General features: G+C 73.4%; 12 protein-coding genes. 6 read left to right on the top strand and 6 right to left on the bottom strand.

From position 1 onward, the window contains the following. Positions 1 to 430 precede the first annotated feature (430 nt). On the bottom strand, positions 431 to 841 hold the full coding sequence (locus tag ACFT41_RS27495) for a hypothetical protein (protein WP_377587171.1): 411 nt from the start codon (positions 839 to 841) through the stop codon (positions 431 to 433). A 211-nt stretch (positions 842 to 1,052) separates the two neighbouring features. Between ACFT41_RS27495 and ACFT41_RS27490 the strand changes: the two genes are divergently transcribed. From ACFT41_RS27490 to ACFT41_RS27465, 6 genes are read left to right on the top strand one after another with little or no spacing between them, the layout of a single operon-like run. Next, on the top strand, positions 1,053 to 2,138 hold the full coding sequence (locus tag ACFT41_RS27490) for a LacI family DNA-binding transcriptional regulator (protein WP_377587172.1): 1,086 nt from the start codon (positions 1,053 to 1,055) through the stop codon (positions 2,136 to 2,138). A gap of 36 nt (positions 2,139 to 2,174) precedes the next feature. Further along, positions 2,175 to 3,443, top strand: a complete 1,269-nt coding sequence (locus ACFT41_RS27485) for a sugar ABC transporter substrate-binding protein (protein WP_377587173.1) — start codon at positions 2,175 to 2,177, stop codon at positions 3,441 to 3,443. Position 3,444: 1 nt separating this feature from the next. Further along, positions 3,445 to 4,410, top strand: coding sequence for a carbohydrate ABC transporter permease (locus ACFT41_RS27480; protein ID WP_377587174.1), 966 nt, complete (start codon positions 3,445 to 3,447; stop codon positions 4,408 to 4,410). 10 nt (positions 4,411 to 4,420) lie between these two features. Beyond that, positions 4,421 to 5,254 (top strand): carbohydrate ABC transporter permease, encoded by an 834-nt coding sequence (locus ACFT41_RS27475; protein WP_377587175.1) that lies wholly within the window; start codon positions 4,421 to 4,423, stop codon positions 5,252 to 5,254. 49 nt (positions 5,255 to 5,303) lie between these two features. Next, positions 5,304 to 6,845, top strand: a complete 1,542-nt coding sequence (locus tag ACFT41_RS27470) for a glucoamylase family protein (protein ID WP_377587177.1) — start codon at positions 5,304 to 5,306, stop codon at positions 6,843 to 6,845. Beyond that, a complete protein-coding gene (locus tag ACFT41_RS27465) occupies positions 6,842 to 8,716 on the top strand; it encodes a xylan 1,4-beta-xylosidase (RefSeq protein WP_377587178.1) in 1,875 nt (624 codons plus the stop codon). Before ACFT41_RS27470 ends, ACFT41_RS27465 begins: the two co-directional genes overlap by 4 nt. 30 nt (positions 8,717 to 8,746) lie before the next feature. On the opposite strand, the gene urtE is transcribed toward ACFT41_RS27465, so the two are convergent. Genes urtE through urtA form a run of 5 tightly spaced genes read right to left on the bottom strand, consistent with a single transcriptional unit; the run spans position 8,747 to position 13,565 of the window. Beyond that, complete coding sequence (gene urtE / locus ACFT41_RS27460; protein ID WP_377587179.1) at positions 8,747 to 9,439, bottom strand: urea ABC transporter ATP-binding subunit UrtE; 693 nt, start codon at positions 9,437 to 9,439, stop codon at positions 8,747 to 8,749. After that, positions 9,439 to 10,200, bottom strand: coding sequence for an urea ABC transporter ATP-binding protein UrtD (gene urtD / locus ACFT41_RS27455; protein WP_377587180.1), 762 nt, complete (start codon positions 10,198 to 10,200; stop codon positions 9,439 to 9,441). The genes urtE and urtD overlap by 1 nt, the downstream gene beginning before the upstream one ends. Beyond that, the gene (gene urtC, locus ACFT41_RS27450) at positions 10,197 to 11,369 is read right to left on the bottom strand and encodes an urea ABC transporter permease subunit UrtC (protein WP_377614029.1); all 1,173 of its coding nucleotides are present in this window, start codon (positions 11,367 to 11,369) and stop codon (positions 10,197 to 10,199) included. Before urtC ends, urtD begins: the two co-directional genes overlap by 4 nt. 5 nt (positions 11,370 to 11,374) lie before the next feature. Next, entirely contained in the window at positions 11,375 to 12,262 is an 888-nt protein-coding gene (gene urtB, locus ACFT41_RS27445) for an urea ABC transporter permease subunit UrtB (protein WP_377589345.1), read from the bottom strand. 58 nt (positions 12,263 to 12,320) lie between these two features. Continuing rightward, positions 12,321 to 13,565 carry an urea ABC transporter substrate-binding protein gene (gene urtA / locus ACFT41_RS27440; protein ID WP_377589344.1) on the bottom strand — a complete coding sequence of 415 codons (1,245 nt, stop codon included), beginning with the start codon at positions 13,563 to 13,565 and terminating at the stop codon, positions 12,321 to 12,323. Positions 13,566 to 13,763: the final 198 nt, after the last annotated feature.

The following is a 13,763-nucleotide window of genomic DNA, read 5'->3' as shown; positions in this document are numbered from 1 at the left end:
CCCCCGGACCGCTGCGCGTGCCGGGGGCGGCGGCACCCGGTTCGGTGGCCGGATGCGGTGGAATCCCGTCGGCGTGTCGTGTCGCGGAGGCAGCCAACGATCGGCCGGCTGGGTCGTGGCGCGTCAGCGCGTGGGATCCCGGCGCGGCTGAGCCGCGCGAGTGGCGGGGACGGCTCGGGTTTCGCGGCGTACCTCGTCGGGTTCGTGCACGAGACGGCGGTGGGCGAAGCGGACCACCAGGATGCCCATGGTGGCCAGCAGGGCGTCCCGGCGCAGGTCGTCTCCCGCTGTCGCGGGTCGCCGTGCGTGGTCGCGCCGTCGAGTTCGATGTTGACGCGTTCCCGCTCGGCGAGCATGTCGAGGTACATGGTGCGCTGCCCGACCTTGACCCGCACCTGCCGGCGGAAGGCGGGCCGCCGCGCCGTACCACCTACGGCGCCCCCACGACAAAACCCTGCCGGCGGTGTACGCGTACGCCGGGTCGGGTTCGGATGGCGGGGTTCACCGGTGCGCTCAGGTGCAGGACGTCGCCGGTCTGCTGCCGGTGCAGGCCCCACACGTGCAGCGCGCTGAGGTGGCTGAGCGCGGCCCGTCCGCCGGCCCAGGCGCAGACCGCCCGGTGGCCGAGGGCGGGGTGCAGACGACCGAGGGCGGGCCCGGCAGCGCGCCCCGCCCTCTCGCTCAGCAGGCTGGTCGCGGCGAACACCTCGGGCAGCACCCGCACCAGGTGACCGGTGGCGTACGCGTACCGGAGGGTCCACGGGGGCACCACCTGCGTCGCCCTCGCCCGGGTGACCAGTCCGCCGTTGCGCCGCACCAGGTCCCGCAGCACCTCGTCCATATCGGTGACCGTGCCGACCGGCGGGGCGGGGCGCAACCGGCCGCCGGCCGGGCCTGTGGACGATCGCCGGGCTGTGGACGCCGCCCATCCGGGCCGATCGTCTGCTATGGCAACGCCTCCGGTTGTGGAGTCATCGGTAGTTGCCTATGGTGCTCGGTAACCGGTTACTGAAACCGGTTACCGAGCGGCATGCGGCAGAACGAGGGAGCCCATGGGCAGTGATCGGCTGACGGTCCGGGAGATCGCCCGGCTGGCCGGGGTGTCGGTCGCCACCGTCTCCCGGGTGTCCAACGGCGTCGGTCAGGTGTCGGAGGAGACCCGGCGGCGGGTGCAGCGGGCCATCGAGGAGCACGGCTATCGCCCCGACCACCTCGGTCGGGCGCTCGCCGCCGGCCGGCACGGCGCGGTCGGCCTGGTGTTCCCGGGGCTGTCCGGCCCGTACTTCTCCGAGCTGATTCAGGGCTTCGAGGCGGAGGCGGTGCACACCCGCACCAGCGTCCACATCCTCTGCACCCACCTGCGGGACGACTCCGACGCCGAGGTCGTGGAGATGGCCCGCCGGGTCGACGGGTTGGCCGTCTTCGGCGGCACGGTCTCCCCCGGCACGCTGCGGGAGCTGGCGGCGCTGGTCCCGGTGGTGGTCCTCGCCGGCGAGGGGCCGCCCGGCGTGCCGTCCGTACGGGCCGAGAACGTCGCCGCGGCGACGGCGCTGACCCGGCACCTGCTGGCCGACCACGGGCTGCGCGGGCTGGTGTTCGTCGGCGACCCGCGCAACTCGCCGGACGTGACCGGCCGCTGGGAGGGATTCCGCGACGCGCACCGGCAGCTCGGCCTGCCGCTGCCCCGCGCGCCGCTGCGGGTCGGTCTGGAGCAGCACGACGGGGTGTTCGCCGCCGACCAGTTGCTCAGCCGGGCGGCCCCGCCCCGGGGCGCGGTCTGCGCCAACGACGAGACCGCGCTCGGGATGCTCGTCGGCGCGGCGGCCCGGGGCGTGCGGGTGCCCGCCGACCTCGTCGTCACCGGCTTCGACGACATCCCGATGGCCGCGCTCGTCAGCCCGGCCCTGACCACCGTCCGGCAGCCGGTACGTGAGCTGGCCGGGCGGACCGCGCGGCTGCTGTTGCGTGCTGCGGCGGGCGACGCCGGAAAGCCCGACGCCGCCGGGCTGGTGCTCCCGACCGACCTCGTCGTCCGGCGCAGCTGCGGCTGCGCCACCACCGAGCACGACCCCACCACCGAGCACGACCCCACGGCGACCGGACGCCGTCCGGCGACGGGTGCCGGCACCGTGCGGTGACCCGGCCGTGGCGACCCTTCCCCCTCAGGAGGCGCAATGAGGCACTGGAGACACGCGACAGCCGTCGTGGCCGCGCTCGCGCTGGGCGTGACCGGCTGCGGCCGGGACGACGGCGCGACGAGCGGCGGGCCGTCCGCCGGCGGGGCGATCGCGCAGGGCAGCGCCACCGGCGAGATCACGGTCTGGGCGATGGGCGCCGAGGGGGAGAAGCTGAAGGCCCTGGCCGACGACTTCACCCGGGAGAACCCGGCAGCCAAGGTCACCATCACCGCGTTCCCGTTCGACGCCGCCCACGACAAGCTCGCCACCGCGATCGCGGGCCGGCAGACGCCGGACGTGAGCATGATGGGCTCCACCTGGATGGGCGAGTTCGCCAAGACCGGGGCCCTGGACCCGACGCCCGCCGGGCTGTTCGACCAGGCCGCGTTCTTCCCGGGCGCGTGGGACACGACGGTGGTCGACGGCACCGCCTACGGCGTCCCCTGGTACGTCGAGACCCGGCTGATCTACCACCGCACCGACCTCGCGGCGAAGGCCGGCGTCGGCAAGCCGACCAACTGGCAGGAGCTGACCGCGTTCGCCAAGGGCCTCAAGGAGGCCGGCGGGGCGAAGTGGGGCATCACGCTGCAACCGGGCGGCACCGGCGCGTGGCAGTCGTTCCTGCCGTTCGCCTGGCAGGCCGGGGCGGACGTCCTGGCCGACGGGAAGTTCACCCTGGACACCCCGCAGATGCGGGCGGCGCTGGAGTACTACGCGTCGTTCTTCCGGCAAGGGCTCGCCCCGAGCGAGGTCGCGCCGGGCGCGCAGGACAGCGGCTTCATCTCCGGCGACATCGGTGCCTTCGTCTCCGGGCCATGGCACATGGGCATCCTCCGTGATCAGGGCGGCGCGGGGCTGCACGGCAAGTGGGACGTCGCGCCGATGCCCCGCGAGCGGGCCGGCACCTCGTTCATCGGCGGCGCGGACCTGGTCGTCTACAAGGACACCGACAACCGCGACACGGCCTGGAAGTTCGTCCGGTACCTCACCTCGCCGGCCGCCCAGCAGAAGCTCTACGACCTGGTCGGCAGCCTGCCGGCGGTGACGGCGACCTGGCAGTCGGGCAAGCTCGCCGACGACCCGCTGCTCAAGGCGTTCGGCGCGCAGCTCGCCGACGCCAAGTCGCCGCCGGCGATGGCCACCTGGGAGCAGGTCGCCGACGTCATCGACGACGGCATCGAGCGGGTGGTGCGGGGCGTGACCGATCCGGCCACCGCCACCCGGGAGATGCAGGCCAAGGCGTCGGCCATCGGCACCGGGAGCTGAGGTGGCGGCCACCCTCGCGCGGCGGGCCGCGTCCACCGGCGGCGGGCGGCAGCCCGGGTCCACCGGCGGCGCGCGGCCCGGCCGGCGCGGCGTCAACCGCCGCCAGCGGGTCGCCGGGTGGGGCTTCGCGTTGCCGTTCCTGCTGGTCTTCGCCGTGTTCATGGCGGGTCCCGTGCTGGCCTCGGCCGCCATGAGCTTCACCGACCTGCGCAGCGCCGACCTGCGAAACCCGCTCGCGGTCGACCCGGTGGGCGTGGACAACTACGTCCGGCTGTTCGGCGACGACACGTTCCGGCGGGCCGCCGCCAACACCGCGTGGTTCGTGGTGCTCGGGGTGCCGCTGACGATGGTGCTCGGGCTGGCGGCGGCCGTCGCCCTCGACGCGGGGATCAGCAGGTTCCGCACGTTCTTCCGGGTCGGCTACTACCTGCCGGTGGTCACCAGCATCGTCGCCGTCGCCGTGGTCTGGCGCTTCCTGCTCGAACCCGAGAGCGGCCTGGTCAACACCCTGCTCGGCCACCTGGGCGTCGACGGCCCGGCGTGGCTGGCCGACACCCGCACGGCGCTGCCGTCGCTGGTGGTGATGGCGGCCTGGCGGAACATGGGCTTCCTGATGGTGGTATTCCTCGCCGGCCTCCAGGCGATCCCCGGCGAGCTGTACGAGGCGGCGGCCATCGACGGCAGCGGCGCCTGGTCGCGGTTCCGGCACGTCACCTTGCCGCTGCTGCGCCCCACGCTGCTCTTCGGCGGGGTGGTAACCGGCATCGGCTACCTGCAGTTCTTCGAGGAGCCGTTCGTGATGACGGGCGGCGGGCCGCTGGACAGCACTCTGTCGGTGGCCTTCTACATCTATCAGCAGTTCGGCTTCGGCAACTACAGCTACGCGGCGGCGATCGCGTACGTGCTGTTCGTCGCCATCGTCGGGCTCACCGCCGCGCAGTTCCGGCTGCTGCGGTCGAAGACGTGAGGAGGCTGCCGTGACGACGACCGCGAAACGGGACCGGGGCCAACCCTGGGTGTACGTGGTGCTGGCCGGCGGCCTCGCGGTCCTGGTCGGCCCGTTCGTCTGGATGCTGCTCGGCTCGGTCAAGCCGGACGCGGAGATCCGTCGGGTGCCGCCCACCTGGCTGCCGGAGGCGCCCACGCTCGACAACTACCGGCAGCTGTTCACCGAGCTGGACTTCCCGACGTTCTTGCTCAACAGCGTGCTGGTGGCCGGCGCGGTCACCGTGGGCAACCTCGTGTTCTGCTCGATGCTCGGCTACGCGCTGGCGAAGCTGGAGTTCCCCGGCCGGCGCGTGGTGTTCGCGCTGGTGCTCGGGATGCTGATGGTGCCGGGCATGGTCACCTTCGTGCCGTTGTTCATGCTGGTCAGCGGGCTGGGGCTGGTGGACAGCTACGCTGGCCTGATCCTGCCGTGGCTGGCCAGCCCGTTCGGGGTGTTCCTGATGCGCCAGTTCATCACCGGGCTGCCCGACGACCTGATCCAGGCGGCCCGGGTGGACGGCGCGGGCGAGCTGCGGATCTTCGCCCGGGTCGTGCTGCCGCTGTGCGGGCCGGCGCTGGCCACCCTGGGCATCCTGACCTTCCTGTCGTCCTGGAACAACTTCCTCTGGCCGCTGGTCGTCGCGCAGTCGGAGGACCGGTACACCCTTCCGGTGGCGCTGGCCCTGTACGCCATCGGCGAGAACAACACCCGCTACGGCCTGCTGATGGCGGGCTCGGTGGCCGTCATCGTGCCGGTCCTGCTGGTGTTCGTCGCGTTGCAGCGGCACTTCGTCCAGGGCATCGCCATGACCGGCCTCAAGTGACCCGACCGATCTCAAGTGACATGACCGGCCTCAAGTGAGGAGTCTCCTCGTGCGATCCAGGTCCCATCCGTTCCGTACCGCGACGGTGCTGCTGTGTCTCGGGCTGGTCGTCGCCGCCGCCCCGCCGGCCGCCGCCGCCCCCGCCGGGCCGGCTCCCAGCGCCGTGCTGCGGCAGTACGCCGCCGACACCTGGCGGTCGATCGCCGCGATGGTCGACCCCGGCACCGGCCTGGCGGCCGACAACGTCGGCGGCGACCTCGACCCGGCCGACCGCGCCGGGTACACCTCGCCGACCAACATCGGCGCGTATCTGTGGAGCACGGTGGCCGCCCGGGAGACCGGCCTGGTCAGCGCGGGCCAGGCCCGCGACCGCATCGCCCGGACCCTGGCCACGCTCGGCCGGCTGGAAGTCCACGATGCCTCCGGCATGTACTACAACTGGTACGCCCCGGCGACCGGGGCGAAGCTGACCACGTGGCCGGTCGACGGCAGCGCCGTGCACCCGTTCCTGTCCAGCGTGGACAATGGCTGGCTGGCCACCGCCCTGACGGTGGTACGGCAGGCGGTGCCGGAGCTGGCGGGCCGGGCCGACGCGCTGCTGCGCCGGATAGACTTCGGCTACTACTACGACCCGGCGCAGCGGCAGATCCGCGGCGGCTTCTGGGTCGACCCGCCGCCGGGCTGCTCGGTGGCCGGCAACTACCGCACCGGGCCGGACGTGTTCTACACCTGCCACCACTACGGGGCGTTCAACACCGAGCCGCGCATCGCCAGCTACCTGGGTATCGCGGCCGGGCAGATCCCGCCCGAGCACTACTTCGGCACGTTCCGCACGTTCGACCCGGAGGGCTGCGACTGGGCGTGGACGGAGCAGCGGGCCGTCGGCGAGTGGCGCACCTACCTGGGGGTGCGGGTGTTCGAGGGCGCCTACCGCTACCGGGGGTTGCAGCTGGTGCCGAGTTGGGGCGGGTCGATGTTCGAGGCGCTGATGGTGCCGCTGTTCGTGCCCGAGGACCGGTGGGGCCCGCGCAGCTGGGCGGTCAACCATCCGACGTACGTGCGGGCGCAGATCGAGCACGGGCTACGGGAGGCCGGGTACGGCTACTGGGGCTTCTCCCCCGCCAACGACCCGGACGGCGGCTACCGGGAGTACGGCGTGGACCAGATCGGCATGGATGGCCCGGGTTACACCTCCGACCAGGAGCGCACCTCGGTCGACCCCGGGTACGGCGAGTGCCGGCCGGCGCAGCCACCACCGGCGGGCTACGGCCGGGGCGTGGTCACCCCGCACGCCTCCTTCCTGGCGCTGCGCTACGCGCCGGACGACGCCCTGGGCAACCTGGCGAACCTGCGGCGGGACTTCGACGCGTACGGGCCGGGCGGGTTCTACGACTCGGTCGACGTGAGCACCGGGCGGGTGTCGAAGCGCTACCTGGCGCTGGACCAGGGCATGGCGATGGCCGCGCTGGGCAACGCCCTGGCCCACGACGTGCTGCGCCGGCCGTTCGAGCAGGGGCCGATGCAGCAGCGGGTCGCACCGCTGATGCGGATGGAGGAGTTCCACCTGCCGCACGGGGAGGAGCAGCGGTGACGGGAGGAGCAGCGGTGCCGGGCGGCCACGACAGCGAGGGCATCGACGCCCGGGCCGACTGGACGCAGCGCATCGCGCTGCGCAGCGACGAGCGGGGGGCGGCGGGCGGCACGCCCGTCCTGCCGCCGCCCGGCGGGCTGGCGGCCGACGCCGGGGTGGGCCACGTCCGGCTGTCCTGGTCGCCGGTGCCCGACGCCGTCGGGTACCTGGTGCACCGGGCCCCGCTGCGCGACGGCCGGCCCGACGGCCCGTTCGCCCCGGTCGACCACCAGGGCGGCGACGTGCTCGCCGTGCCCGACACCTGGTACGTCGACACCACCGGCGAGCCCGGCCGGTCATACGCGTACGCCGTGGCCGCCGTGCCCGAGGTCACCGTCACCGGTCCGCTCGGCGACCGGGTCGTCGCCGCCGCGCTGCCGGCCACCGGCTCGCCGCCGACGGTGGGCCTGCGCGTCGACGCCGCCGCGCCGGGCACACCGCTGCACCGGCCGTGGCAGCCGATGATCGGCAGCGAACGGCTGTCGCAGCTGCTGTGCGCCGAGAGCAGCGGCGGCCGGCAGATCGGGGCCGAGCTGCTGGCCGTGTTGCGCCGCGTCCGCGCGGAGGTGGGCGTCGAGGCCGTCCGGGCACACGCGATCCTGCACGACGACCTGGGCGTCTACCGGGAGGTCGACGGCCAGCCGGTACACGACTTCACCGGCGTGGACCGCGTCTACGACCTGCTGCTCTCGGTCGGGCTGCGGCCGGTCGTGGAGATCGGCTTCATGCCCCGCGACCTGGCCCGCGACCCGGACCGGACGGTGTTCGCGTACCGGGGGATCATCTCACCGCCGAAGGACTGGGCACGCTGGGCGGAGCTGGTCCGCGCGCTCGTCGCGCACCTGCTGGACCGGTACGGCGAGGCCGTGCTCGGCTGGGACTTCGAGGTGTGGAACGAGGCGAACCTGGAGGTGTTCTGGTCCGGCACCCGCGAGGAGTGGATGCGGCTGTACGAGGTCACCGCCCGCGCGGTCAAGGACGTCGACCCGCGCATCGCCGTCGGCGGGCCCTCGTCGGCCGCCGCCGGCTGGGTCGACGCCCTGCTGGAGCACGCCGGCCGCACGGGCACGCCGGTCGACTTCGTCTCCACCCACACGTACGGCAGCCCGCCGCTGGACCTGCGGCCCACGCTGCGGCGGCTCGGCTTCCCGCACGCCCGGCTGCTGTGGACGGAGTGGGGCGTCACGCCCACCCACTTCCATCCGGTCAACGACGGCGCGTCGGCAGCGACGTTCCTGCTCAGCGGCATGCGGTCGGCCGCCGGCCGGGTCGACGCCCTGTCCTACTGGGTGGCCAGCGACCACTTCGAGGAGCTGGGCCGCCCACCCCGGCTGCTGCACGGCGGGTTCGGCCTGATCACCGTCGGCGGCATCGCCAAGCCCCGCTACCACGCCCTGCGGATGCTGGGCCGGCTCGGCGGCACGGAGCTGCCGGTGCGGGCGTCCGGGGACGGCGCGGAGGGACTGGTGCAGACGTGGGCGAGCCGGCACGCCGACGGCCGGCTCACCGTCCTGGTCTGGGTGTCGACGCTCGACCAGTCCAAGCGCGACGGCGATCCGGCGCTGGCCCGCCGGATCCGGCTGGGCGTGGCCGGCGGCCCCGGCGGCGGCGTGACGGTGACCCGGCTCGACCGCGAGCACGGCGACGTCACCACCCTCGCGGGCCGGCTCGGCGTCGGCGACTGGCCGACCGACGGGCAGTGGGACGCGCTGCGGGCCGCCGACGCGCTGCCGGCGGAGCGCGTCGAGCCGGACGTGGCCGACGGGGTGGCCACGGTCGAGCTGCTGGTGCCGCAGCCGGGCGCGGTGCTCGTCGAGTTCGAGACCGGCTGAGGCGGGGGCGGGCCAGACGGCAGGGGCGGGTCACACGGCGAGCGCGGCGCGCACGGCGGGCTCGGCGGTGGCCCCGCCGTCGCCGGTCGAGGTGACCCGGCCTGATTCCAGCACGTAGTAGCGCTGGGCGACCCGCAGCGCGAAGCCCAGGTGCTGCTCCACGAGGAGCACCTGGATGCCGGCGCGGGCGGTCAGCTCGACGACGCGGTCCTGGATCTCGGCGACCACCGAGGGCTGGATGCCCTCGGTGGGCTCGTCGAGCAGCAGCAGCCTCGGCCGGGTGATCAGCGCCCGGGCGATGGCGAGCTGTTGGCGCTGGCCGCCGGAGAGCAGCCCGGCCCGGCGGCGCAGCAGAGAACGCAGCGCCGGGAACAGGTCGAGCGCCTCGGCGGTGGCCGCCGCGCCGTCGCGCCGGCCGTCGGCGACCAACCGCAGGTTCTCCCCCGCCGTCAGGTGCGGGAAGCACTGCTGCCCCTGCGGCACGTACGCCATGCCCCGGGCGACCCGCTGGTGCGGGGCGAGCCGGGTGACGTCCTCCCCGGCCAGCTCGACGGTGCCGGCGCGGGGCCGCAGCAGGCCCACCGCGACCCGCAGCAGGGTGCTCTTGCCGGCCCCGTTGTGGCCCAGCACGGCGGCGACCCCGTCGGCGGGGACGGCGAGGTCCACGCCGTGCAGCACCTGGCTTCGCCCGTACCCGGCGTGCACGCCGCGCAGTGTCAACATCACGCCTCCGTGGGAGCGTCGACGGGGTGGCCGAGGTAGACCTCCTGCACCCGGGGGTCGGCCTGGACCTGGGCGACGGTGCCCTCGCTGAGCACCCGCCCGGCGTGCAGCACGGTCACGCTGCGGGCGAAGCGGCGCAGGAAGTCCATGTCGTGCTCGATGACCACGACGGTACGGTCCCGGCTGACGGTCTCCAGCAGGGCGCCGGTGGCGTCGCGTTCGTCGTGGCTCATCCCGGCGACCGGCTCGTCGAGCAGCAGCAGCCGGGCGTCGGAGACGAGCAGCATGCCGATCTCCAGCCACTGCTTCTGCCCGTGGGCGAGGGTGCCGGCGAGCTGGTCGGCCCGGTCGGCGAGGCCGATGGTGTGCAGCGCCGCGACAACCTCGTCGGGCAGCCGCCGCCGGCGGCGGGCCAGCGTCCACCAGCTCCGCCCGGCCCCGGCGGCGATGTCGAGGTTCTGCGCGACGGTCAGCTCCTCAAACACGGCGGCGGTCTGGAAGGTGCGGCCCACGCCGAGCCTGGCGACGCGGTGCACGCCCCGGCCGAGCAGTTCCCGGTCGCCGAAGCGGACCGAGCCGGTGGCCCGGACCAGCCCGGTGACGGCATCGACGAGGGTGGTCTTGCCCGCGCCGTTGGGCCCGATGAGGAAGCGCAGGTCGCCGGCGGGCACGTCGAGGTCGACGCCGTCGACGGCGGTGAAGCCGTCGAAGCTGACCCGCAGGTCCCGCACCCGCAGGCCGTCGGTCGGTCCGCCGGTCATGCCGCCGGCACCTCCGTCCGGGTCCGGCCGCGCCCGGCGGGCAGGCTCCGTCGCCACCACGGGGGCCGGTCGGGCTCCGCGCGCCGGTTGCGGGCCAACGCCCACAGCGACGCCAGGCCGCCGGGTAGGAACGCGACCACCAGCACGAACAGCAGCCCCTGCAGGTACGTCCAGGTGCCCGGGAACCGCTCGGACAGCGCGGTACGGGCCCAGGCGACCGCGACCGCGCCGAGTACCGGGCCGAGCAGGGTGGCCCGACCGCCGACGGCGACGCCGATGACGAACTCGATGGACGGCACGATGCCGATCAGGGCGGGCGAGATGATGCCCACGGCGGGGACGAACAGCGCCCCGGCCAGCCCGGCCATCCCGGCGGCCACCACGTACGCGACGACCTTGACGGTGGCCGGGTCGTAGCCGAGGAACCGGACCCGCTCCTCGCCGTCGCGCACGGCCACCAGCAGCTCGCCGTAGCGGCTGTGGATGAGCTGGCGGGCCAGCGCGAGCAGCGCCAGCAGGGCGGCGGCGATCAGGAAGTAGACGGTGCGCTGGTTGACCGGGTCGTCCAGGTCGTAGCCGAAGAAGCCCTGGATGTCGGTCAGGCCGTTGGTGCCGCCGGTGGTGCCCTGCTGGCCGACCAGCAGGATCACCATCGCGGCGGCCAGGGCCTGGCTGAGGATGGCGAAGTAGGCGCCCCGCACCCGGCGGCGGAAGACCAGCGAGCCGAGCCCGAAGGCGACGGCCATGGGCAGCAGCACGGTGGCGGGCAGGGCGAACCAGGGGCTGGCGAACGGCCGCCACCACCACGGCAGCTCGTCGAGCTGCCCGTACAGCTGCATGAAGTCGGGCAGCGTGCCGGGGCCCGCGTCGGCGAGCTTGAGGTGCATGGCCATCGCGTAGCCGCCGAGACCGAAGAAGACGCCCTGGCCGAGGGTGAGCATGCCGCCGCGTCCCCAGGCGATGCCGATGCCGACGGCGACCATCGCCACGCAGAGGTACTTGGCCAGCAGCGCCAGCCGGAAGTCCGACAGCAGCAGCGGGGCCGCGCCGAACAGCAGCGCCGCGCCGGCCGCGAAACCGAGCGCCGCGCGGGCCCGGCCGCCGGGGCGGCGGCGCGCGGGCGGCGGCGGGGCGGCGGGCTCGCCGGTGGCGGTGGTCGTGCCGGTCACGGTTGTCAAGCCAGGCTCCTGGTGCGCAGGGTGAACAGGCCCTGGGGCCGCCACTGGAGGAACGCGACGATCGCCACGAAGACGATCACCTTGGCGACGCTGAGGGTGGTGAGGTACTCACCGGTTGCCTGGAGCACGCCGAGGGCGAAGGCGACGATCACGCTGCCCTTGAGCTGGCCGATGCCGCCGACCACGACCACCAGGAAGGCGTCGATGATGAGGTTGGTGCCCATCGTCGGGCCGATCGGCCCGAGCAGGGTCAACGCGACCCCGGCGACGCCGGCCAGCCCGGAGCCGACGAAGAAGGTGGTGCGGTCGACCCGGGCGGTGGCGATGCCGGAGACGGCGGCGAGGTCGCGGTTCTGCACCACGGCGCGGATGCGGCGGCCCAGCGGGGTGAGCCGCAGCGCGAGGGTCAGCGCCACCACGGCCGCCACGGCGAGGCCGAGGATGAACAGCCGGTTGTTGGCGACGGTGATCCCGCCGGGCAGCGCCACGTTGCCGGTGAGCAGCGCGGGCGCGCGGGTCTGCACGTTGGGGCTGCCGAAGACGTCCCGGGCGGCCTGTTGCAGCATCAGCGACACGCCCCAGGTGACGAGCAGGGTGTCCAGGGGCCGGGCGTAGAGGCGGCGGATGAGCAGCACCTCCAGCAGCACCCCCAGCGCGCCGGCCACCGCGAAGGCGACGGGCAGGGCGACCAGCAGCGACCAGCCGGCCGAGGTGATCGTCTGCTGGAGCACGTAGGTGGTGTAGGCGCCGGCCATGATGAACTCGCCGTGGGCCATGTTGATGACGTTCATCTGGCCGAAGGTCAGCGCGAGCCCGAGCGCGACGAGCAGCAGGACCGCGCCGATGCTGACGCCGGTGAAGAGCTGTCCGAACAGGACTGTCACGGTAGCGCTCCGAGGAGGGGTGGGGCCCGGGCGGCACGGGGCCGCCCGGGCCGGGTGGTCAGCTCAGGCCGGTCGCCCAGGGGTAGCTCTTGAGGTACGGGTCGGGCTTGATCGGCTCGCCGGAGTTCCACACCTCGGTGATCAGCCCGTCCGCGCCGACCTTGCCGATCCGGGCGGTCTTGGCGATGTGCTGGGTCGGGCCGTCCACGGTGACCAGGCCCTCCGGGGCCTCGTAGGTGATGCCGTCGGCCGCGGCGCGGACCTTCTCCACGTCGAAGGACCCGGCCTTGGTGACCATCGCCTTCCACAGGTACACGGCGACGTACGCGGCCTCCATCGGGTCGCTGGTCGGCTTGTCCGCGCCGTACTTCGCCTTGTACGCGGCGACGAACTTCGCGTTCACCCCGCCCGGCGTGGTCTGGTAGTAGTTCCAGGCCGTCAGCTGGTCCTTCAGGTATTGGGTGCCGATGCCCTTGACCTCCTCCTCGGCGATCGACACGGACACCACGGGCATGCTGGTCGCGTTGAGTCCGGCGGAGGTGTATTCCTTGAAGAACGCCACGTTGCTGTCGCCGTTGAGCGTGTTGAACACCGCGTCGGCCTTGGCCGACTTCACCTTGTTGACGATGGTGCCGAACTCGGTGGAGCCGAGCGGGGCGTAGTCCTCGCCGAGGACGGTCATCCCGTTGGCCTTCGCGTACGCTTTGATGATCTTGTTGGCCGTGCGGGGGAAGACGTAGTCGCTGCCGACGAGGTAGACCGACTTCTTGCCCTGCGCCTTGAGATAGTCCAGGCCGGGGACGATCTGCTGGTTCGTCGTCGCTCCGGTGTAGAAGATGTACGGCGACTGCTCCAGGCCCTCGTACTGCACCGGGTAGAACAGCAGCGCCTTGTTCTTCTCGAACACCGGCTTGACGGCCTTGCGGCTGGCGGAGGTCCAGCAGCCGAAGACGGCGGCGACGCGGTCCTCGGAGATGAGCTTCTCGGCCTTCTCGGCGAAGGTCGGCCAGTCCGAGGCGCCGTCCTCGCCGACCGGCACGATCTTCTTGCCGAGGACGCCCCCGGCCGCGTTGATCTCCTCCACGGCCAGCATGATCGAGTCGCGGACGGTGACCTCGCTGATGGCCATCGTGCCGGAGAGCGAGTTGAGCAGGCCCACCTTGACGGTGTCGCCCGAGACGTCGGCGCTGACGCCCGCGCCGGACGTGTTGTCGGAGGTCTTGCTGCCGCACGCGGCCAGCGCGGACGCGACGACGACGGCCATGGCGCCGGCCAGGATACGGCGGCCCCGGAACAGTGACATGCAATCTCCCCTGCGGTATGCGTGGAGCGACGACCACCCACCCTGTCGGTGGGGCTGCATTGCCATTGGTGATTGGTGAAGCGGTGCGGTCACAGGTGTCACATCGGGCGGTAGGGCCGGCCAGCGGGTGGGACGCCGGTCGATCATCCGCAGTGGACTTCGGGCAGGGCAAAGCCTCTGCCCGATTCATTGCAGCCA

Origin of the sequence: Micromonospora sp. NPDC057141 (assembly GCF_042670805.1) — a bacterium.
In the GTDB taxonomy this organism is placed as follows: Bacteria; Actinomycetota; Actinomycetes; order Mycobacteriales; family Micromonosporaceae; genus Micromonospora.
Note: the sequence above shows the minus strand (reverse complement) of the source record. Positions and strands in the feature narration are given on the sequence as shown.

Excerpts from the sequence above, each read along its gene's own strand:
- urtD (WP_377587180.1), bottom strand. The coding sequence starts at position 10,200 with ATGACCGGCGGACCGACCGACGGCCTGCGGGTGCGGGACCTGCGGGTC.
- ACFT41_RS27485 (WP_377587173.1), top strand. The coding sequence starts at position 2,175 with ATGAGGCACTGGAGACACGCGACAGCCGTCGTGGCCGCGCTCGCGCTG.
- urtA (WP_377589344.1), bottom strand. The coding sequence starts at position 13,565 with ATGTCACTGTTCCGGGGCCGCCGTATCCTGGCCGGCGCCATGGCCGTC.
- urtE (WP_377587179.1), bottom strand. The coding sequence starts at position 9,439 with ATGTTGACACTGCGCGGCGTGCACGCCGGGTACGGGCGAAGCCAGGTG.
- ACFT41_RS27495 (WP_377587171.1), bottom strand. The coding sequence starts at position 841 with ATGGACGAGGTGCTGCGGGACCTGGTGCGGCGCAACGGCGGACTGGTC.
- ACFT41_RS27490 (WP_377587172.1), top strand. The coding sequence starts at position 1,053 with ATGGGCAGTGATCGGCTGACGGTCCGGGAGATCGCCCGGCTGGCCGGG.